The 19,035-nt window shown below is 67.6% G+C and carries 19 protein-coding genes; 9 read left to right on the top strand and 10 right to left on the bottom strand.

Features of this window, described 5'->3' with window-relative positions:
• Window position 1 precedes the first annotated feature (1 nt).
• Window positions 2-466: a MarR family winged helix-turn-helix transcriptional regulator gene (locus tag ACE3P6_RS18155; RefSeq protein ID WP_374397849.1), complete on the bottom strand. Its 465-nt coding sequence runs from the start codon at window positions 464-466 to the stop codon at window positions 2-4.
• Between the two features lie 3 nt (window positions 467-469).
• Window positions 470-1,261, bottom strand: a complete 792-nt coding sequence (locus tag ACE3P6_RS18150) for a cyclase family protein (RefSeq protein ID WP_374397848.1) — start codon at window positions 1,259-1,261, stop codon at window positions 470-472.
• 212 nt (window positions 1,262-1,473) lie between these two features.
• Here ACE3P6_RS18150 and ACE3P6_RS18145 point away from each other — a divergent pair, with 212 nt between their 5' ends.
• From ACE3P6_RS18145 to ACE3P6_RS18130, 4 genes are read left to right on the top strand one after another with little or no spacing between them, the layout of a single operon-like run.
• The gene (locus tag ACE3P6_RS18145) at window positions 1,474-2,340 is read left to right on the top strand and encodes a xanthine dehydrogenase family protein subunit M (protein WP_374397847.1); all 867 of its coding nucleotides are present in this window, start codon (window positions 1,474-1,476) and stop codon (window positions 2,338-2,340) included.
• Window positions 2,337-2,813 carry a (2Fe-2S)-binding protein gene (locus ACE3P6_RS18140; RefSeq protein WP_374397846.1) on the top strand — a complete coding sequence of 159 codons (477 nt, stop codon included), beginning with the start codon at window positions 2,337-2,339 and terminating at the stop codon, window positions 2,811-2,813. Before ACE3P6_RS18145 ends, ACE3P6_RS18140 begins: the two co-directional genes overlap by 4 nt.
• Entirely contained in the window at window positions 2,813-5,059 is a 2,247-nt protein-coding gene (locus tag ACE3P6_RS18135; protein WP_374397870.1) for a xanthine dehydrogenase family protein molybdopterin-binding subunit, read from the top strand. The genes ACE3P6_RS18140 and ACE3P6_RS18135 overlap by 1 nt, the downstream gene beginning before the upstream one ends.
• Window positions 5,059-5,304, top strand: a complete 246-nt coding sequence (locus ACE3P6_RS18130; RefSeq protein ID WP_374397845.1) for a MoaD/ThiS family protein — start codon at window positions 5,059-5,061, stop codon at window positions 5,302-5,304. The genes ACE3P6_RS18135 and ACE3P6_RS18130 overlap by 1 nt, the downstream gene beginning before the upstream one ends.
• Window positions 5,305-5,405: 101 nt before the next feature.
• Here ACE3P6_RS18130 and ACE3P6_RS18125 read toward each other — a convergent pair whose 3' ends face one another.
• Window positions 5,406-6,125 (bottom strand): GntR family transcriptional regulator, encoded by a 720-nt coding sequence (locus ACE3P6_RS18125; protein WP_374397844.1) that lies wholly within the window; start codon window positions 6,123-6,125, stop codon window positions 5,406-5,408.
• 131 nt (window positions 6,126-6,256) lie between these two features.
• On the opposite strand from ACE3P6_RS18125, the gene ACE3P6_RS18120 reads away from it, so the two are divergent.
• The 5 genes from ACE3P6_RS18120 to ACE3P6_RS18100 are packed head-to-tail and all read left to right on the top strand — an operon-like array spanning window position 6,257 to window position 10,908.
• Complete coding sequence (locus ACE3P6_RS18120) at window positions 6,257-7,141, top strand: dihydrodipicolinate synthase family protein (protein ID WP_374397843.1); 885 nt, start codon at window positions 6,257-6,259, stop codon at window positions 7,139-7,141.
• Window positions 7,138-8,370, top strand: coding sequence for an NAD(P)/FAD-dependent oxidoreductase (locus ACE3P6_RS18115; protein WP_374397842.1), 1,233 nt, complete (start codon window positions 7,138-7,140; stop codon window positions 8,368-8,370). Before ACE3P6_RS18120 ends, ACE3P6_RS18115 begins: the two co-directional genes overlap by 4 nt.
• Before the next feature lie 10 nt (window positions 8,371-8,380).
• Entirely contained in the window at window positions 8,381-9,397 is a 1,017-nt protein-coding gene (locus ACE3P6_RS18110; RefSeq protein ID WP_374397841.1) for a proline racemase family protein, read from the top strand.
• Window positions 9,397-10,146 (top strand): SDR family NAD(P)-dependent oxidoreductase, encoded by a 750-nt coding sequence (locus ACE3P6_RS18105; RefSeq protein WP_374397840.1) that lies wholly within the window; start codon window positions 9,397-9,399, stop codon window positions 10,144-10,146. Before ACE3P6_RS18110 ends, ACE3P6_RS18105 begins: the two co-directional genes overlap by 1 nt.
• Window positions 10,147-10,155: 9 nt before the next feature.
• The gene (locus ACE3P6_RS18100) at window positions 10,156-10,908 is read left to right on the top strand and encodes an SDR family NAD(P)-dependent oxidoreductase (RefSeq protein WP_374397839.1); all 753 of its coding nucleotides are present in this window, start codon (window positions 10,156-10,158) and stop codon (window positions 10,906-10,908) included.
• Between the two features lie 85 nt (window positions 10,909-10,993).
• On the opposite strand, the gene ACE3P6_RS18095 is transcribed toward ACE3P6_RS18100, so the two are convergent.
• The 7 genes from ACE3P6_RS18095 to ACE3P6_RS18065 form a co-directional block, all read right to left on the bottom strand.
• Entirely contained in the window at window positions 10,994-11,713 is a 720-nt protein-coding gene (locus ACE3P6_RS18095) for a FadR/GntR family transcriptional regulator (RefSeq protein WP_374397836.1), read from the bottom strand.
• Window positions 11,714-11,731: 18 nt separating this feature from the next.
• A complete protein-coding gene (yjfF, locus tag ACE3P6_RS18090; RefSeq protein WP_374397834.1) occupies window positions 11,732-12,691 on the bottom strand; it encodes a galactofuranose ABC transporter, permease protein YjfF in 960 nt (319 codons plus the stop codon).
• Complete coding sequence (locus ACE3P6_RS18085) at window positions 12,688-13,728, bottom strand: ABC transporter permease (protein WP_374397832.1); 1,041 nt, start codon at window positions 13,726-13,728, stop codon at window positions 12,688-12,690. The genes yjfF and ACE3P6_RS18085 overlap by 4 nt, the downstream gene beginning before the upstream one ends.
• Window positions 13,725-15,239 (bottom strand): sugar ABC transporter ATP-binding protein, encoded by a 1,515-nt coding sequence (locus ACE3P6_RS18080; protein ID WP_374397830.1) that lies wholly within the window; start codon window positions 15,237-15,239, stop codon window positions 13,725-13,727. Before ACE3P6_RS18080 ends, ACE3P6_RS18085 begins: the two co-directional genes overlap by 4 nt.
• 100 nt (window positions 15,240-15,339) lie before the next feature.
• Window positions 15,340-16,311 carry a galactofuranose ABC transporter, galactofuranose-binding protein YtfQ gene (gene ytfQ / locus ACE3P6_RS18075; RefSeq protein ID WP_374397828.1) on the bottom strand — a complete coding sequence of 324 codons (972 nt, stop codon included), beginning with the start codon at window positions 16,309-16,311 and terminating at the stop codon, window positions 15,340-15,342.
• A 190-nt stretch (window positions 16,312-16,501) separates the two neighbouring features.
• Window positions 16,502-17,521 carry an aldose epimerase family protein gene (locus ACE3P6_RS18070; RefSeq protein ID WP_374397826.1) on the bottom strand — a complete coding sequence of 340 codons (1,020 nt, stop codon included), beginning with the start codon at window positions 17,519-17,521 and terminating at the stop codon, window positions 16,502-16,504.
• Window positions 17,522-17,525: 4 nt separating this feature from the next.
• Window positions 17,526-19,031 carry an aldehyde dehydrogenase (NADP(+)) gene (locus tag ACE3P6_RS18065; protein WP_374397824.1) on the bottom strand — a complete coding sequence of 502 codons (1,506 nt, stop codon included), beginning with the start codon at window positions 19,029-19,031 and terminating at the stop codon, window positions 17,526-17,528.
• Window positions 19,032-19,035 lie beyond the last annotated feature (4 nt).

Genomic DNA, 19,035 nt, shown 5'->3' with positions numbered 1-19,035 from the left:
CTCAGATCTCGTGCTTGCGGATGTTGACCAGCATCTTCTGGAGCGTGGCGACGAAGGCCTGACGTTCGGCCGCCGGGATGCCGCGGAACATGCGGTCTTCCGCGTCATGCATGTGCGGCCAGAGGTCGGCAAAGACGGCGCGGCCCGCGTCGGTGATGGACACACGGACCGCCCGGCTGTCGCTTGCGTCGGTCTCGCGGCGGATCAGGCCTTCCGCCTGCAACTGGTCCAGCGCGCGGGAGAGGGTGGATTGTTCCGTGACGGTGTAGACCGCCAGTTCGCCCACCAACGGGGCATCGACCACCGACAGCACGGCAAGGGCGCGGGCCTTCGGCGTGGTCAGGCCAAGTCCGGCCAGTTCCTCGCGAAAGCCCGCGTTGTAGCGGCCCATGATCCGGTTCATCAGATAGGGGGCGAAATTGGTCAGGCCGATCTCGCCCAACCCCCGGGGGGCCGCGCCGTCCACCGCTCAGGCCTTGGGCACGAGCGCCAGCGCGCGGATCGGCGAGCCGGTGCCGTTCTTGATCTTCAGCGGAGCCGCGATGAGGATCGCCCCCTTGGCGGGCAGCTTCGACAGGTTCGCGAGCGAGGCCAGCCCGAAGCAGTTGTTCTTGTGCAAGAGGTTATGCGCCGGGAAGGGCGGGTTCATGCCACCCGCCTGACCCGCATCGGTGCCGATGCACTGGCTGCCCCAGCCGACGATGCCCTTGTCGATCAGGTATTGCACGACTTCGGCGGTCGGGCCGGGGGTGTGCGGGCCGGTCTCGTTGGCGTTCAGGAACTTCGCCTCGTCATCGGCGAAACGGTCCCAGTCCGAGCGCAGGACGACCCATTCGCCCTTGCCGATGGGGCCGTGCTTGGCCTCCCAGGCCTTCACATGGTCGATGGTCAGCAGGAAATCCGGGTCGGCCGCGCATTCCTTCGAGAAGTCCAGCACGTTGACCGGGGCGACGAGGCGCTGGACGGAAAGCGTGTCGGTATAGCCGTCGGCATAGTCCTTGCCGGTGATCCAGTGGTGCGGCGCGTCGAAATGGGTGCCGGAATGCTCGCCCAGTTCCAGCCAGTTCCAGGCCCAGAACGGGCCGTCCTTGTCGTATTCGCTGATCCGGTGGATCTTGATCGGCGGGGTGTCCCTGGCGAAATCCGGCGGCAGTTTCAGAAGCGGGGTATCGGGGCCAAGGCTGCCCGAGCAGTCCACCACCTCGATCCCGCCCGAGGCGATCATCGCGCCCAGTTGCGCCAGAACATTTCCCGCTGCCATCGCAATCCCTCCCGACCGTGACACGCTTTCGATGGGCAAAGGGGTAGGAGCATTTAAATGCAAATGCAAATAAATTCGGTGGCGGGGCGGAAGCGGCGATTGTCGCTGGAGAGCGCCGGGGGTGCAGACTGGTCATTGCAGCTTTTGCCCCGGTGCAGCAAAGTCGGGACCGAACACGCACCCAATGCGCTTGCCGCCGGTAGGGAGACGAGATGCGATACCACACACCAACCAGCTTTGCCGATGCCTCGGCCATTGCCGCCGGGACCACGGGAACCCTGCGCTTTCTGGCCGGGGGGACGGACGTTCTGGTGCAGATGCGCGCGGGCATGGTGCAGCCGGACGACCTGATCGACCTGAAGCATATTCCGGGCGTGGACAAGATCACGGCCAACAGGGACGGCGGCTGGCGAATCGGCGTGGCGGTGCCGGGGATCGTGCTTGGCGCGCATGAAGGGCTGGTGAAGGATTGGCCGGGCGTGATCGAGGGGATGAACCTCGTCGGCTCGACGCAGGTGCAGGGCCGGGCGACGCTGGCGGGGAACCTGTGCAACGGCTCACCTGCGGCGGATTCGGTGCCGGGGATGGTGGCGGCAGGGGCCGTGGCGACGGTGACGGGGCCGAAGGGTGAGCGGGAGATTCCGGTGGAGCAGATCCCGGCGGGGCCGGGGCGGACCCATCTGGCGAAGGGCGAGGTGATCAGCGCCATCACCCTGCCGCCACGGGGCAAGAACGGCGGCGACGCCTACCTGCGCTTCATCCCGCGTACCGAGATGGACATTGCGGTCGTCGGCTGCGCGGTGAACCTGCGGCTGGACGGCGACAGGATCCTTGAGGCGCGGGTGGCGCTGGGGGCGGTAGCTCCCACCGTGATCCTGTCCGAGGCTTGTGCCAAGGCGATCATCGGCACCACGCTGGACGATGCGGCTCTGGCGGCGCTGGCCAAGGCGGCGGAGGGGGCGGCGAAGCCGATTTCCGACAAGCGCGGGACCAAGGAGTTCCGCACCGAAGTGGTGGGCGTGCTGGCCCGCCGGGCGGCGAAGATCGCCTATGACCGGGCGAAAGGATTGAAAGCATGAGCAAGATTCACGTCACCACCACCGTCAACGGCGACCGGGTGGAGTTCCTTGCCGAGCCGCGCGAGACGCTGCTGGACGCGCTGCGCAATCATCTGGACCTGACCGGCACCAAGGAAGGCTGCGGCACCGGCGACTGCGGCGCCTGTTCGGTCACCGTCGACGGGACGCTGGTCTGTTCCTGCCTGATGCTGGCGGCGGAAGCCAACGGCAAGAAGGTCGAAACCATCGAGGGCATGGCGGGCGAGGAGCTGCACCCGCTGCAGCGCAAGTTCATCGAGCATGCGGCCCTGCAATGCGGCTTCTGCACGCCGGGAATTCTGGTGGCGGCGAAGGCGCTGCTGGAGCGGAACCCGGATCCGACGGATACCGAGGTGCGCTACTGGCTGGCCGGGAACCTGTGCCGCTGCACGGGCTATGACAAGATCATCCGCGCCGTGCAGGATGCGGCGGCTGAAATGCGGGGGGCTGCATGATGGCGAAGGACGAGGTGAAAACCGGATACCGTCTGATCGGCACAAGGCCCAACCGCCCGGACGGGCTGGACAAGGTGACGGGCCGGGCGCGCTATGGGGCGGATTTCTCCCTGCCCGGGATGCTGCATGCCGCCGTGGTGCGGTCGCCCCATGCCCATGCGCGGATCGTGAAGATCGACGCCTCGAAGGCGCTGGCGCTGGACGGGGTGAAGGCCGTGGTCACGCGGGCCGACCTGCCGACGGGCCTGACGGGAGAAGAGCTGAACCTGCAGGACAACACGCTTGCCGGGGAAAAGGCCCTCTATGACGGGCACGCGGTGGCGGCGGTGGCGGCGACCTCGGCCCTTTTGGCGCAGGATGCGGCGCGGCTGATCGAGGTGGAATACGAGGTCCTGCCGCATGTGACCGATGTCGATGCGGCGATGGCCCCCGGTGCCCCGGTGATCCGCGAGGGTGTGGCGGACTATTCCGTGCCGGAAGGGATGAACGGCAACGTCGCGCGCTACATGGAGTTCGGGCATGGCGATGTGGAAGCGGGCTTTGCCGCCGCCGATATCGTGCGCGAACAGACCTACAGGACCGAGGCGACCCATCAGGGCTACATCGAACCCCATGCCGCTGTCGCCCAGATGGGCGAGGACGGACGCGGCGAGATGTGGGTCTGCACGCAGGGCCACTGGTATATCCGCCGGATGTGCGCCGCGGTGCTGGGGATCGAGGCGGCAGGCCTGCGGGTGACGCCGACCGAAATCGGCGGCGGCTTCGGCGGCAAGACCACGATCTTCATGGAGCCGCTGCCGCTGGCCTTGTCGAAGAAGGCAGGGGGCCGTCCGGTCAAGCTGGTGATGAGCCGGTCGGAGGTGCTGCGGGCGACGGGGCCGACGGCCTCGGCCTCGATGGACGTGAAGATCGGCATGAAGAAGGACGGCACGATCACCGCCGGGCAGGTGTTCTTCCGCATGCAGGGCGGGGCCTTCGTGGGGATGTCGCCGATTGGCGAGGCGCTGCCCTGTGCCTTTGCCTGCTACGACATTCCGGCCTTGAAGCACGAGGCGGTGGAAGTCATCGCCAACCGCCCCAAAGCTGCGGCCTATCGCGCGCCGGGGTCGCCGATGGCGGCCTTTGCGGTGGAAAGCCTGGTCGACGAAATGTGCCGCGAACTGAAGCTGGACCCGATCGCGGTGCGGCTGAAGAACGGGGCGAAGAACGGGTCCAAATCCTCCTACGGGCCGGTCTACAATGTGATCGGGTTGCAGGAAACGCTGGAGGCCGCGAAGGCGCATCCGAACTATGCGATCCCGCTGGGCAAGAACCAGGGGCGCGGCGTCGCTTCGGGCTTCTGGTTCAACCACGGCGGCGAGACTTCGGTGTCGCTGGCGATAGGCGAGGACGGGACGGCGACCGTGATGATCGGCACGCCGGACATCGGCGGCAGCCGGGCCTCCATCGGGCTGATGGTGGCGGAGTGTCTGGGCATCCCTTACGAGGATGTGCGCGTCAACGTGGTCGAAACCGGCGCGCTGGGGGTGAACGAGCCGACGCATGGCAGCCGCGCGACCTTTGCCAGCGGCAAGGCGGCGGTGGAATCGGCGCGGCAGGCCATTGCCGAGATGTGCCGCCGGGCCGCCGCCGACTGGGGCATCGACGTCGAAGCGGTGGAATGGAAGGATGGCGCGGCGCATCCCGCCGGGCCGAACGCGGGCAAGTTCCCACCCATGACCATCGGCGAGATCGGGGCGAAGATGGGCGCCACCGGCGGACCGATCTCGGGCCACCACGAGGTGACGGCGGGTGGCTATGGTGCCAGCTTCGGCACGCATGTGGTGGACGTCGAGGTCGACCCGGAGACGGGACGCACCACGGTGCTGCGCTATCTGGTGGTGCAGGACGCGGGAACGGCGATCCATCCGGCCTATGTCGAAGGGCAGTATCAGGGCGGCGCGGCGCAGGGCATCGGCTGGGCGCTGAACGAGGAATATGTCTACGGCACAGACGGGCGGTTGCAGAACCCGATCTTCCTCGACTACCGCATCCCGGTCGCCAGCGACCTGCCGATGATCGACACGGTGATCGTCGAGGTGCCGAACCCCGGCCACCCCTACGGCGTCCGCGGCGTGGGCGAGACGGGGATCACCCCGCCCCTGCCCGCCATCGCGTCCGCCATTGCGGGGGCCACGGGCGCGCGCATCCGCAGCCTGCCCTGCTCTCCGCCCAAGGTGCTGGCGGCGATCAAGGCGAAGGGCTGATGGCGAAGGTCCATCTCTGGGCCAGCCTGCGGCGCTTTGCCGAGGGGCAGGAGGTGGTGGAGGTGGAGGCCGCGACCGTGGGTCAGATGCTGGATGCGCTGGAACGGGCGCATCCGGGTCTGGGACCGGCGATCAAGGCGGGGCTGTCGGTGGCGGTAGACGGCGAGGTGATCGCCAACAACCGCGCCGCGCCGGTGGCCCCGGCCAGCGAGGTCTACCTGCTGCAACGGCTGAAGGGCGGGTAGCGACCCCGCCCCGGGCTTTATCCGGGGCCTCCGCACATCGCACGCGGCCCCGGATCAAGTCCGGGGCGGGGTTACTTCGGTCGCGAAGGTCGTCCACCTTCCTACGCCGCAGGTCCCAAGGAGACGATAGGCGCGTCTTTCAGGTAGTTCTGCTTCAGGTAGCTGATGAAGTTGTCGCGGAACTGCCTTGTATGGGCATGGGCCAGCGCATCCGCCCGCGCCACGTCGCGGTCTCGGATCGCGGCCAGCATGTCGTCATGTTCGTCGGTCAGAAGAACTTCGCCGTCGCCTTGTTCCAGATAGGCAAAGTGGAGGTGCAGCATCCGGCGGCCCTGGTTCAGCAAACGTTCGTAGAAGGCGGCAAGGTAGGGGTTCCGCCCGGCATGGGCGATGGCCATGTGGAAATTCTTGTTCGCCTCGGACATCGCCAGGTGGTCGCCCTTGCTGACCGTGGCCAGGAATTCCTTCTGCCGCCGGGCGATGGTCTTGAGGTCGAGGTCCGTGCGCAGCTCGGCCGCCAGCCGGGTGTTCATCCGCTGCGCCACGTCCAGCGCCTCGACGTATTTCGGGAAGCTTTGCAGGTCGATGGGGGCCACCACCGTCGAACGGTTGGACAGCGTGACGACAAGGTCATCCCCCGCCAGCCGGATCAGCGCCTCGCGCACGGGGGACCGGGACATGCCGAAACGTTCCGCCAGCGAGGTTTCGTCCAAGACCGCGCCGGGTTCGAGGTCGAGCGACAGGATTTCATCGCGCAGGGTCTCATAGGCGAATTTCACGCCCGAACCCTTGACCCGTTTCGGTTCGCTCTCGTCGCGCATGGCGGCCCCTTCGCAGCTTTCCCGAAGCATAGCGGAGGGGCACGATCAAGTCGACACGGTACATTCTGGATTTGACATGTCGTCACGCTGTCGTCATGATTGCGCGGAAATTGCCCCGAGAGGATTCCCCGATGTTGAAACTGTCCGGCGTCATGCCCGCGCTTGTCACCCCGTTCGATGCCAAGGGGCAGATCGACTTCAAGGCCTTCGAAAAGCATCTGACTGCCCTGCGCGCGGCGGGGGTGTCGGGCTGGGTGCCCTGTGGGTCTTCGGGCGAATACAACCTGATGAGCGACGCTGAACGCGACCAGGTGCTGCGCTTCGTCAAGGACTTCGCCAAACCGGGCGAAACGCTGATCGCCGGGACCAACGCGCCCTCCACCGCCGGGGTGATCGCCAACACCAAGCGGGCGAAGGAGATGGGCTACCACGCTGTCCTCCTCGCCGTGCCGTTCTACACCAAGCCAACGCAGGCCGAAATCATCCGTCATTTCAACGCGGTGGTTGATGCCACCGACATGAACGTCGTGCTCTACTCCTACCCCGGCAAGGACGGGGTGGAGATCGAATACGAGGCGCTGGATGCGCTGGCCGACAAGCCGCGGATCATCGGGATCAAGGAAAGCTCGGGCGTGATGCAGCGGGCGATCGGGATTTCGCAGCGCTATGCCGGCCGCATCCAGCTGGTCTCCGGCTCGGACGACATCGCCTGGGACTTCATGCACTGGGGCGCGGATTCGTGGATTTGCGGTCCGGCCAACTTCATGGCGAAGCCGGTTTGCGAGATGGATGCCGCTTTCCGGGCGGGAAACCACGCACGCGCAAAAGAGATCATGCAGGCGGTCTGGCCCGCGATGAACGTGCTGGAATCGGGCAAGTTCGTGCAGAAGCTGAAGTACGGCTGCGAGCTGCAGGGCAACCCGGTGGGCGAATGCCGGATGCCCTTCGGACCTTTGACAGATGCCGAGAAGGCCGAGTTCAAAGCGGCGATGCAGCCGATCATCAACTGGAAATGACCACCGTCGTCGTGGGTGCCGGGATCATCGGCACCGCCATCGCTTACGACCTTCAGAAGCGCGGTCGTCAGGTGGTGCTGGTCGACCGCGATACTCCGGGCATGGGCGCGTCCTTCGGCAACATGGCCAGTATCGCGGTGACGGAGTTCATGCCCGCCTCGCGCCCCTCGGTCTGGCGGCAGATTCCGGGCTGGATGCTGGACCCGGAAGGGCCGGTGCGGGTGCGCCCGTCCTACATGCCGAAGCTGGTCCCGTGGTTCCTGCGCTTCATCGCCGCTTCCCGCCCGTCCAAGCTGCGCGAGCTTGAGGCGCAGGGGGCGGCCCTCTGTTCGCGGGCGCTGGACGACACGCTGGCGCTGCTGCGCGAAACGGGGCTTGAAGACCAGATCAGTCAGGAAGGCTGCCTCTCGCTTTACGCCGACGAGGCGGAGTTCAAGGCGGATCGCGACCATATCGAAATCCTGGACCGCTTCGGCATCCCGCATGAGGTGATCGGGCGGCAGGCGATCAAGGCGCTGGAGCCGGAGCTTTCCGACCGGATCGGGATAGCGGTCCTCTTCCCGCAGAACCGCTCGATGAAGGACCCCTACAAGCTGGTGCTGGCATTGGCCGAGCGGTTCGTGGCGCTTGGAGGCCGGATCGAGACGGGCGAGGTCGCGGGCTTCGTTCGCAGCGACCGCATCCGCGAAGTGGTGTTGACGGACGGCCGCAAGCTGCCTGCCGACGAGGTGGTGATCTGCGCCGGGGCCTATTCGGCCAAGCTGGCGAAGCAACTGGGCGAGCCGATCCCGCTGGAGACCGAGCGCGGCTACCACACGCAGATCATGGCACCCGGGATCACGATGAAACACTCGATCATCTGGCCGGCGAAGGCTTTCATGGTGACGCCCACCGCAGGGGGCATCCGCGTCGGCGGCACGGTGGAGATGGCGGGGCTGGACGCGGCCCCGGACTACCGGCGGGCGAAGATCACCGTGAAGCGTGCGAAGGAAGCCCTGCCGAACCTGCGCTGCGAGGACTTCACCGAATGGATGGGCCATCGCCCCGCCCTGCCGGATACCGTGCCGATCCTCTCGGCCAGCGCGAAGACGAAGGGGCTGTTCTATGCGACCGGCCACGGGCATCTTGGCCTGACCTATGCCGCCACCACCGCCCGGCTGATGGGGGAACTGATCACCGGCGCCAAGCCCGCCGTCGATCTGCACCCCTGCCGGGTGAACAGGTTCTGAGGGGAAGAGAATGCGCTTCAGCCGGACGATACAGACCGTGGACGTCCACTGCGAGGGCGAGATCGGGCGGGTGATCACCGGAGGCGTGCTGAACATTCCCGGCGCAACGATGGCCGAGAAGCTGCACCATCTGAACACGGTGGATGACGGTTTGCGGCGGTGGCTGTGCTCCGAGCCGCGCTCCGGCCCGGCGGGGTCGTTCTGCCTGCTCACCCCGGCCTGCGACCCCCGCGCCGATGTGGGCTTCATCGTGCTGCAACCGGATCAGGCCCATGCGATGTCGGGCTCGAACGCGATCTGTGCGACGACGGCGCTCTTGGAAACCGGGATGGTCCCGATGGTCGAGCCTGAAAGCGTGGTGACGCTGGACACGGCGGCAGGGCTGGTCGTGGCGAGGGCGACTTGGGCAGGCGGCAAGGTGGTCAAGGTCACACTGGACATGCCGCCCTCCTTCGTCGCGCAGCAGGATGCGGTGATCGAGACGGCGGAATGGGGGCCACTGCGCTATGACCTCTGCTTCGGCGGGGTGTTCTACGCGCTGGTCGACGTGGGCCAGATCGGGCTGACGATTGCGCCGGAAAACGCGCGGGCCCTGGCGATGACGGGGGTGGAGCTGCGCAACCGGATCGCGGCGGTGGAACCCGCCTTGCACCCGACCACGCCCGCGCTGAACGGTTTGTCCTATGTGATGTTCCGCAGCGAGGAACCGGACGGGGCCTTGCGGACCTGCACCACCCTGCGCCCCGGCCGGGCGGATCGGTCGCCCTGCGGGACGGGGTCGAACTCCAGCATGGCGGTGCGCCACGCGCGGGGGCTGGCGCGGCCGGGGGACAGGGTGGTCTCGCGGTCGATCATCGGGGGGGAGTTCGTGACGGAGTTCGTCGAGGAGACCCAGGTCGGGCCGTTCAAGGCGACGCGGAACCGGGTGTCGGGACAGGCCTGGATCTACGGGATCAGCCAGATCGGGCTGGACCCGTCGGACCCCTTCCCGCTGGGCTTCACCCTGTCGGATACCTGGGGCGGCTGATGCTTTCAGGCCAGACCATTCTGGTGACCGGCGCGACGGGGGCCATCGGGCAGGCGATCTGCCGGTCGCTGGTGGCCGAGGGGGCGCGGGTGGTGGTCCACTACGGGCGGAACCGGGCAGGGGCGGAGGCGCTGCTGGAGTTGCTGGGTGGACAGGGATCGGTCGTCGCCGCAGACCTGTCGCGGCCCGAGGGGGCGACGGCTTTGTGGGACGCGGCGGTGGCGGCGGAGGGGCGGATCACCGGGCTGGTGAACAACGCGGGCATCCGGTCGGAGGTGGCGGTGGATGCGCCGCTGGGCGAATGGCAGGCGGTGTGGGAGCGGGAGATGCGGGTGAATTTCCTCGCCGCCGTCGACCTGACCCGCGCGGCGATCCTGCATTTCCGCCAGCACGGTGGCGGGCGGATCGTCAACATGGCCAGCCGGGCCGGGCAGCGGGGCTATGCCTCGAACGCGATGGCCTATGGGGCGTCGAAGGCGGCGCTGATCAACCTGACGAAGTCGGTCGCGCAGTCGCACGGGGCCGAGGGGATCACGGCGGTTGCCTTGGCTCCGGGCTGGGTGCGGACCGATATGGCGGAGGCCTTCATCGCCCAGCATGGCAAGGCGGCGGCGTTGAATGGCATCCCGATTGGCAGGATGGCGGCGCCGGAGGAGATCGGCGAATTGGTGGCGTTCTGCTTCCGCCCTTCGCAGGCCTCGCTGAACGGGGCGGTGCTGGATGTGAACGGCGGCAGCTATCTGAGGTAGGGGGACGGGATGCGGTTTCAGGACAAGGTCGTGGTGGTGACGGGCGCGGCGGGCGGGATCGGCACGGCGATTGCCAGCCGCTTCGCCAGCGAGGGTGCGCGGGTGGTCGTCACCGACGTGAACGCCGAGGGGGTCGAGGCGACGGCGGCGGCGATCCGCGCCTCGGGCGGCAGGGCGCGGGGGGTGGCGGGGGACATCTCGAAGGCCGAGGGTTGCAAGGCGGTGATTGCCGACGTGCTGGCCCATGAGGGGCGGATCGATATCCTCTGCAACAACGCGGGGATCAACCGGCGGGGGGCTTTGCTGGCGCTGACGGCGGAGGACTGGGACCTGTCCTTCGCGGTCAATATCGACGCGATGTTCCATCTGTGTCAGGCGGCGCTGCCGGGGATGATCGCGCAGGGGGGCGGGGCGATCGTCAACACCGCCTCGCAATGGGGGCTGTATCCGGCGCCGGGGCACATCGCCTATAATGTGACGAAGGCGGCTGTTGCCAGCTTCACCCAGAACCTTGCCCGGGACTATGCCCCGCAGAAGGTCCGGGTCAATGCGGTCTGCCCGGGGGAGATCCACACGCCGATGCTGGAGGCGGGGGTCAAGCGGTCGGGCCGCACCATCGCCGACCTCGACAGGCTGGTCCCGTTCGGGCGGATCGGGAAGCCGGAGGAGGTGGCGGCGCTGGTGGCCTTCCTCGCCTCGGACGAGGCGGCGTTCATGTGCGGGTCACTGGTGGAAATCACCGGGGCGCAGGCGGTGGCGTGAGGCCTGTCCACGGTGGACAGAATTTTCGACCGTTTGAAATCAATGGTTTGGTCGCGGACATTAAGGAATTGGAAAGGTTTGCGGGTCAGCGGATGACGGAGGCCATCTGTGTGGCGGCGGCGTCTGCATCACCACGTTCGACGGCGCGGACCAGGGCCTCGTAACCGGCGGCGTGAGCCTTGGCGAGACCTCCGGGCGGGGCGGTCAGGTCGTCGCCAAGGTGGGCCAGGACGCTGACGGCCACACCGAATTCCATCACGGCAGAGGCGGCGCGGAGGAAGGGGTTGCCGGAAGCTTCGGCCACGACGCGGTGGATTTCGAATTCGGCCATCGCGAAGGGCTCGGGCTGGTGGGCCATCCCCGCGCGCTGGTTGAGCCAGTAGTTCAGGAGGCGGACGTGTTCGGCCTCGCGGTGCTGGGCGGCCAGACGCGCTGCCTGCACCTCCAGGCTTTCGCGGATGATCTGGAACGAGGCGAGGAAGGCGGGCGAAGGGCCGCTTTCCAGCTTCCAGGCCAGGACCTGCCGGTCGAAGAGGTTCCAGCGCGATTGCGGCAGGACACGGGTGCCGACCTTGGCGCGGGCTTCGACCAGACCCTTGGCTTCCAGCGTCTTCAGCGCCTCGCGCAAAACGGTGCGCGAGACGCCGAAACGGTCCATCATCTCGGCATCACCGGGCAGGCCGGAGCCCACCGGCATATCGCCGGAGACGATGGCGCGGCCGACCTCGTTGATGACGTAGGAATGGAAGTTCCGCGCCGCTGGCCGCCCGGAGAGCGTTCGGATCAGGCTCCCGGGTTCGCTCATCTTGCAAGGTCCAAGGGGTTACGTTCGTCGTGGTCCGGCCCGGAAGACCAGCCGTTGCAGCACGATGAACATAAACAAAAGCACGCCGACGACAATCTTGGTCCACCAGCTGCTGAGGGTTCCGTCGAAGACGATGTAGGTTTGCACCAATCCCTGCAGCATGACGCCGATGAAGGTGCCCGCGATGAAACCGTAGCCGCCGGTCAGGAGCGTGCCGCCGATCACCACGGCGGCGATGGCGTCAAGCTCCACGCCCAGCGCGTTCAGGCTGTAACCGGCGGAGGTGTAGAGCGAGAAGACCACCCCGGCGAGGCCCGCGAGGAAGCTTGAGAGGGCGTAGATGGTGATGGTGGTGCGGGCGACGGGGACGCCCATCAGCGCGGCGGAGGTCTCGGACCCGCCGAGGGCATAGACGTTGGAGCCGAAGCGGGTGCGGTGGGCGAGGAGGATGGCGAGGGCGAAGACCAGCAGCATGATGAGGCCGACCACGGTCAGGCGGCCTCCGCCGGGCATCAGGATGTAGCTTTTCTGGACGGCGGTGAAGAAGGGGTGCTCGATCCCGATGCTGTCGGGCGACAGGACCGAGGCGCCGCCACGGGCGAGGAACATGCCCGCGAGGGTGACGATGAAGCTCGGGACGCGCAGGTAGTGGATCGCGGCGCCCATCACGGCCCCGAAGCAGGCGGCGACGATCAGGGCGATGGCGAAGGCCACCAGCGGGTGCAGGTTCAGCCACATGATCAGCACGGCGACGAGGACCGTGGTGAAGCCGATCACCGCGCCGACGGAGAGGTCGATGCCGCCCGAGAGGATGACGAAGGTCATGCCCACCGCCGCGATGCCAAGGAAGGCGTTGTCGGTCAGGAAGTTGCCGAGGACTCGGGTGGAAAGCATCGCCGGTTGCTGCGACACGGCGAGCATGTAGGCGAAGAGGAAGATCAGGGTCGTCGCCAGAAGCGGGCGCAGGCTGCGGGTCATTTTTGCGCTCCGGGCAGGCGGCGGAAGAGGCGGGCGGAGAGGGGGGATTGCAGGATCAGGATCACGATGATCACGGCGGATTTGACCACCAGGTTGAATTCGGGGGAGAAGCCGGAAATCAGGATGCCGGTGTTCATCGCCTGGATGATCATCGCGCCAAGGACGGCCATCGGGATGGAAAAGCGCCCGCCCATCAGGGAGGTGCCGCCGATCACGACGGCGAGGATGGCGTCGAGTTCGAGCCAGAGGCCCGCGTTGTTGGCGTCGGCGCCACGGATGTCGCCCGCCACGATCAGGCCGGAGATTGCGGCGCAGAACCCGGCGAAGGTGTAGACGATGAGGAGAAGGGCGTTTGCGGAGAGGCCCGCGAAACGCGCGGCGGAGCGGTTGACGCCGACCGCCTCGATCAAGAGGCCAAGCGCGGTGCGGCGGACGATCAGGGTGGCGAGGATCATCAGGACGGCGGCGATGACCACGGGCATGGGGAAGCCGAGGAAGGAGCCGGTGCCGATGAAGATCAGCAGGGGGTCGGAGAAGGTGACGATGTAGCCCTCGGTGATCAGCTGGGCGAGGCCGCGGCCAGCGACCATCAGGACGAGGGTGGCGATGATCGGCTGGATTTCCAGCACGGTGACGAGGATGCCGTTCCAAAGGCCGCAGAGGAGGCCGGTTCCCAGCGCGGCGAGCACGGCTGTCGGCGCGGGGACTCCGCTGGTGACGAGGGTGGCGGCAGTGGCGCCGCTGATTGCCATGACGGCGCCGACGGAAAGGTCCACGCCCTTGGTGGCGATGACCATCGTCATGCCGATGGCGAGGATCGCGACGGGGGCGCCGCGGTTCAGCACGTCGATCAGGCTGCCGAACAGGCGTCCGTCCTGCCAGGTGACGGTGAAGAAGCCGGGGAAGAGGAGCCAGTTGACCAGCAGGACGGCGGCGAGGGCGATGACCTGGGGGCGGGTGAAGAAGCTGGCGATGGGCCGCGCGCGGGGCATGGGGGGCTGGGTCGTCGGGCGGAGGTCGACAGTCGGGCGGGTCACGGATGCGCCTCCTTCGCCGTTCCGGCGATGGCCCGGACGATGGCGTCGGGGGCGATGGTGTCGCCGTCAAGCTCGGCCACCATCTGACGGTCGCGCATGACGACGATGCGGTTGGAATAGGCCACCACCTCGTCCAGTTCGGAGGAGATGACGAAGAGGGCGAGGCCCTCCTCGCGCAGGCGGTTGATGGTGCGGACGATCTCGGCATGGGCGCCGACGTCGATGCCCCGGGTGGGTTCGTCGAGGATGAGGAAGGTCGGGTCGATGGCGAGCCAGCGGGCGAGGATCACCTTCTGCTGGTTGCCCCCGGACAGGAGTTTGACCGGCATGTCATGGTCGGCGGCGCGGATGTCCAGCGCCTCGGCATAGCGTCCGGCGAGTTCGATCTGATCGTCGCGGTTCAGGGCGCGGACCCAGCCGAGCTTGGCTTGCAGGGCGATGATGATGTTCTCGCGGACGGAAAGGTCGCCGAAGATGCCGTCGATCTTGCGGTCCTCGGGGCAGAAGCCGAAACCGGCGGCGACGGCCTGGGCGGGGTTGCGGATGGTGACGGGCTGGCCGTCGACCGTGACCTGCCCGCCGTCGCTGGCATCGACGCCGAACATCAGCCGGGCGACTTCGGTCCGGCCCGAGCCGAGGAGGCCCGCGACGCCGACGACCTCGCCTTCGTGGACCGTGAGGTCGAAGGGGGAGAGGCCCTTGCGGCTGAGGTTCTGGAACTGGACGCGGACCTGGCCCTTGGTGGCTCCGGTCAGGGCGGAGGGGTGGTGCTCGAAGGCGACGTCCTTGCCCAGCATCAGGCGAACGACGTCGGTGGTGTCGAGGGTGTCGAGCGCCTGGGTGGCGACACGCTTGCCGTTGCGAAGGATGGTGACGCGGTCGGCGAGGTCGAAGACCTGGTCGAGGAAATGGGTGATGAAGATGATGGCGAGGCCCTTGGCCTTGAGGCCCCGGACCACGTCGAACAGGCGCTGCACCTCGTTGCGGTCGAGGCTGGCGGTGGGTTCGTCGAGGACGAGGACCTTGCCGGAAAGCTCCACCGCGCGGGCGATGGCGACGATCTGCTGGACGGCGACGGAGTAGTCGGACAGGTCGGCGCGGACGTCGATGTTCAGGCCGTAGCGGGTGAGGAGGTCCTTTGCGGCGGCGTCGATGCGCTTGCGGTCGACGAGGCCGAAGCGGGTGGGCTGGCGACCGAGGAACAGGTTCTCGGAGACGGACCGGTTGGGGAGGAGGTTGACCTCCTGATAGACGGTGCCGATGCCGTAGGTCTGGCCGTGCAGCGGATCGCGCAGGTGGATGGGCTGGCCGTCGAGCAGAAGCTCGCCGCCGTCGGGCTGGTAGGCGCCGGTGAGGATCTTGATCAGGGTGGACTTGCCCGCGCCGTTTTCACCGAGGAGGGCGTGGACTTCCCCGGCATTGGCGGTGAAGTCCACGGTATCCAGCGCGCGGTGCTGGCCGAAGACCTTGACGATCCCGCGCGCCTCAAGGACTGGCTGTTCAACTGTCATCGGCTCCCCCCGGTCGCGCAACTGTCCGCCGATCCGGCGGATAAAGCAATTCCGCCGGGCGAGTCCCCAGACCCACCCGGCGGCACCCTGGCGAGGAAACCTAGTAGCCAAGGCCTTTGCGACGGTCGTATTCGCCCTGCGGGTCATCCGCCTGGGTGTAGAGCTTCGATTCGGTGATGATGAACTTCTCGGGCGCGGTGCCTGCATCCCAGAAGGCCTGCAGCGCGTCGAAGGCGGGGCCGGCCATGTTCGGGGTCAGCTCGACGGTGGCGTTCGCCTCACCGGCGGCCATCGCCGAGAAGATGTCGGGCACGGCGTCGATCGAGACGACGAGGATGTCGGTGCCCGGCTTCAGGCCCGCGTCCTTGATCGCCTGGATCGCGCCGACGGCCATGTCGTCGTTGTGGGCGTAGACCGCGCAGATGTTCTTGCCGCCGTCTTCGGCCTTGATGAAGCCCTCCATCACTTCCTTGCCCTTTGACCGGGTGAAATCGCCGGTCTGGCTGCGGATGATCGACAGGTTCGCGTGGCCCGCGATGCCTTCCTCGAACCCCTGCTTGCGGTTGATCGCGGGGGAGGAGCCGACGGTGCCCTGCAGCTCGACCACGTTGCAGGTCTTGTCGCCGACAGTGCCGACAAGCCATTCGCCCGCGACGCGGCCTTCCTTCACCTGGTCGGAGGCGACGGAGGTGAGATACAGGTCTTCCGGCCCCTCGATGCCACGGTCCAGAAGGACGACGGGGATGTTGGCCTCCTTGGCCTCGGTCAGGACTTCCTCCCAGCCGGTCGCCACCACGGGGGCGACGAGGATCGCGTCGACGCCCTGGGCGATGAAGCCGCGGATCGCCTTGATCTGGTTTTCCTGCTTTTGCTGGGCGTCGGCGAATTTCAGGTCGATGCCGCGCTTTTCAGCTTCGGCCTTGGTCACGCTGGTCTCGGCCGCACGCCAGCCGGATTCCGATCCGATCTGCGAAAAGCCGATGACCTTGCCTTGCAACCCCTCGGCGTAGGCCGCCGAAAGCAACAAGCCAGCCAGTCCCGCGCCAAGCGCGAGAGTCTTGATAACCTTCATGATTTTCCTCCCAGTGGAACCTTTGGCCACTCTCCCGAGGTGGCTGAGATGACGTTAGCAAAAGTATTACTATATGCAAGAAGTCCGTTCACGGGACCGTGTTGTCATGCTGCGGTTGCGTGGCTGGATTGGCGAAGTCCGGTCCTTTCAGGGGGTTCTGATGCGACGGATTGCGCTGCGCTGCGGCGCATCAGGCAGGCGTGAAGTCGAAGCGCATCAGGTGGCGGTAGGTTTCACCGGGGTTGAGCCTCGACGACGGAAACTGCGGGCGGTTCGGCGAATCAGGGAAGCGCTGGGTCTCGGCGGCGAACCCGGCGAAGCGGGGGTAGCGGGCGCCCTGTTTGCCCGGCCCGTCGAAATGCGCGCCGGTGTAAAGTTGCACGCCCGGCTCGGTGGTCGACAGGCGCATCCGGCGGCCCGAGGCGGGGTCGGTCGCGGTGAGACAGGGGCGGAGGCCGTCGGCGCCGGTGGCGGCGGAGAGGCAGAGGTTGTGGTCGAAGGCCTTGGGGCCGGGAAGCTCTGCGCCGATGGGGCGGGGCTGGCGGAAGTCGAAGGGGGTGTCGGTGACGGAGAGGATTTCGCCGGTCGGGATCAGGTCATGGTCGACGGGAAGGTAGTGGCTGGCCTCGACCTGGAGCTGGTGGCCCATGATGTCGCCTGCGCCTTGGCCTGCGAGGTTGAAATAGGCGTGGTTGACGAGGTTGACGATGGTGGGCGCGTCGGTGGTGGCGGTCATCTCGATCAGCAGCGCGGACCCGTCGATCCGGTAAGTCGTGCGGGCGGTGAGGGTGCCGGGGAAGCCCATATCGCCGTCGGGAGAGCTGGTGGCGAAGGTGACGTGGGTGTCTGAGTGGCTGTCGATGGTCCAGTGCTTGCGGTCGAAGCCGTGGGTGCCGCCGTGGAGGGTGTTGGCGCCTTCGTTCCGGTCAAGCTGGGTGATGCGCCCGTCCAGCGTGAACCGGCCCCCGGCGATGCGGTTGGCGTAGCGGCCGCAGGTGGCGCCGAGGTAGGTGCCGTGCGTTTCCCAGTCGGTAGGGCTGTCGTGGCCGAGGACGATGTCGGCGAGGGTGCCGTTGCGGTCCGGCACCCAAAGCTCAGCCAGCCGCGCGCCCCAGGTGAGGAGGACGACCCGCATCCCGTTGGGGCCGGTGAGAGTGGCCTGCTGGACGTCGGCGCCGTCGATCCGGCCGATGGGGGTGATCTCGGCCATCCGGTCAGGCCCAGTCCTGCGGCAGAAGGGCGTCAGGCATGTTCTGGTAGGCGACCGGGCGCAGCCAGCGGCGGATCGACAGGGTGCCGACCGAGGTGGCGCCGAAGTTGGTCGAGGCGGGATAGGGGCCGCCGTGGACCTGAGCATCCACCACCTCCACCCCGGTGGGGAAGCCGTTGGCGAGGAGGCGGCCTGCCTTGCGTTCGAGGACGGGCATCAGGGCGCGGGCGAGGTCGGTGTCGGCATCGTCGAGGTGGAGGGTGCAGGTCAGCTGGCCTTGCAGGCTGCGGGCGATCTCTTGCATTTCCGCGGCGTGGCGGACGCGGACGATGAGGCCGAGGGGGCCGAAGACTTCCTCGGCGAGGGCGTGGTCGGCGAGCCAGTCGCTGCCCGAGACCTCATAGAGGTAGGGGGTGGCGTTGCGCAGGTCGCAGGTGGTGGTGAGGACGGAGCGGACTCCCGATCCTGCGGCCACGCGGTCGCGGCCCGCGCGGTAGGCTTCGGCGATGCCGTCGGTGAGCATGGTCTGCGGGCCGACCGCGCCGACGGCGGTCCTGGCGGTTTCGACGAAGGCGTCGGCGTCCTTGCCGTCGATCACCACGGCGATGCCGGGGTTGGTGCAGAACTGGCCGGCACCTTGGGTCAGCGACCCGGCCCAGCCTTTGGCGATGGCTTCTCCGCGCGCGGCGAGGGCGGCGGGGAGGAGGAACATCGGGTTCACGCTGCCGAGTTCGCCGAAGAAGGGGATCGGCTCGGGCCTTGCGGCGCAGAGGTTGAAGAGGGCGCGGCCTCCGGCGAGGGAGCCGGTGAAGCCGACGGCCTTGATATGGGGGTGCTGGACAAGGGCTTCGCCCACGTCACGCTTGCCGCCCTGGATGAGCGAGAAGGTGCCGGGGGGCATGTCGCAGGCGCGGATGGCGGCGTCGATGGCCTGGGCGACGATTTCTCCGGTGCCGGGATGGGCGGAGTGGCCCTTGACGACGACCGGGCAACCGGCGGCCAGCGCCGAGGCGGTGTCGCCCCCGGCGGTGGAGAAGGCGAGCGGGAAGTTCGAGGCTCCGAAGACGGCGACGGGGCCGATGGGGCGCTGGATCAGCTTGAGGTCGGGGCGCGGGGCTGGCTGGCGGTCGGGGAGGGCTGGGTCATGGCGGCGGTCGAGCCAGTCGTCTTTCAGGATGTGGCTGGCGAAGAGGCGGAGTTGCATCGTTGTGCGGCCACGTTCGCCCTCCAGCCGGGCGGCGGGGAGGCCGGTTTCCTGGGTGCCGATCTCGGTGATCTCGACCGCGCGGGCTTCGATTTCGTCGGCGATGCGGTTGAGGAAGGCGGCGCGGTCGGCGCGGGTTTTCGCGGCGTAGGCGGGGAAGGCGGCCTCGGCGGCGTTGCAGGCCGTTTCGACATGGGCGGGGGTGCCGATGGAGAATTGGTGCGATGGGCCATGCGCGGGGGAGGAGGCGAAGGTCTGGTCGTTTTGGGTCCATGTGCCCGCGATCAGGTGTTTGCCGGTGAGCATGGTC

The sequence above is a fragment of the Tabrizicola sp. genome, from assembly GCF_041911175.1.
In the GTDB taxonomy this organism is placed as follows: domain Bacteria; phylum Pseudomonadota; class Alphaproteobacteria; order Rhodobacterales; family Rhodobacteraceae; genus Tabrizicola.
Note: the sequence above shows the minus strand (reverse complement) of the source record. Positions and strands in the feature narration are given on the sequence as shown.

Bases quoted from the DNA above. Each gene is read 5' to 3' on its own strand.
- ACE3P6_RS18110 (WP_374397841.1), top strand. From the start codon at position 8,381: ATGCGCTTCAGCCGGACGATACAGACCGTGGACGTCCACTGCGAGGGC.
- yjfF (WP_374397834.1), bottom strand. From the start codon at position 12,691: ATGACCCGCAGCCTGCGCCCGCTTCTGGCGACGACCCTGATCTTCCTC.
- ACE3P6_RS18130 (WP_374397845.1), top strand. From the start codon at position 5,059: ATGGCGAAGGTCCATCTCTGGGCCAGCCTGCGGCGCTTTGCCGAGGGG.
- ACE3P6_RS18135 (WP_374397870.1), top strand. From the start codon at position 2,813: ATGGCGAAGGACGAGGTGAAAACCGGATACCGTCTGATCGGCACAAGG.
- ACE3P6_RS18145 (WP_374397847.1), top strand. From the start codon at position 1,474: ATGCGATACCACACACCAACCAGCTTTGCCGATGCCTCGGCCATTGCC.
- ACE3P6_RS18100 (WP_374397839.1), top strand. From the start codon at position 10,156: ATGCGGTTTCAGGACAAGGTCGTGGTGGTGACGGGCGCGGCGGGCGGG.
- ACE3P6_RS18070 (WP_374397826.1), bottom strand. From the start codon at position 17,521: ATGGCCGAGATCACCCCCATCGGCCGGATCGACGGCGCCGACGTCCAG.
- ACE3P6_RS18080 (WP_374397830.1), bottom strand. From the start codon at position 15,239: ATGACAGTTGAACAGCCAGTCCTTGAGGCGCGCGGGATCGTCAAGGTC.
- ACE3P6_RS18125 (WP_374397844.1), bottom strand. From the start codon at position 6,125: ATGCGCGACGAGAGCGAACCGAAACGGGTCAAGGGTTCGGGCGTGAAA.
- ACE3P6_RS18065 (WP_374397824.1), bottom strand. From the start codon at position 19,031: ATGCTCACCGGCAAACACCTGATCGCGGGCACATGGACCCAAAACGAC.
- ACE3P6_RS18115 (WP_374397842.1), top strand. From the start codon at position 7,138: ATGACCACCGTCGTCGTGGGTGCCGGGATCATCGGCACCGCCATCGCT.
- ACE3P6_RS18120 (WP_374397843.1), top strand. From the start codon at position 6,257: ATGTTGAAACTGTCCGGCGTCATGCCCGCGCTTGTCACCCCGTTCGAT.
- ACE3P6_RS18150 (WP_374397848.1), bottom strand. From the start codon at position 1,261: ATGGCAGCGGGAAATGTTCTGGCGCAACTGGGCGCGATGATCGCCTCG.
- ytfQ (WP_374397828.1), bottom strand. From the start codon at position 16,311: ATGAAGGTTATCAAGACTCTCGCGCTTGGCGCGGGACTGGCTGGCTTG.
- ACE3P6_RS18140 (WP_374397846.1), top strand. From the start codon at position 2,337: ATGAGCAAGATTCACGTCACCACCACCGTCAACGGCGACCGGGTGGAG.
- ACE3P6_RS18105 (WP_374397840.1), top strand. From the start codon at position 9,397: ATGCTTTCAGGCCAGACCATTCTGGTGACCGGCGCGACGGGGGCCATC.
- ACE3P6_RS18095 (WP_374397836.1), bottom strand. From the start codon at position 11,713: ATGAGCGAACCCGGGAGCCTGATCCGAACGCTCTCCGGGCGGCCAGCG.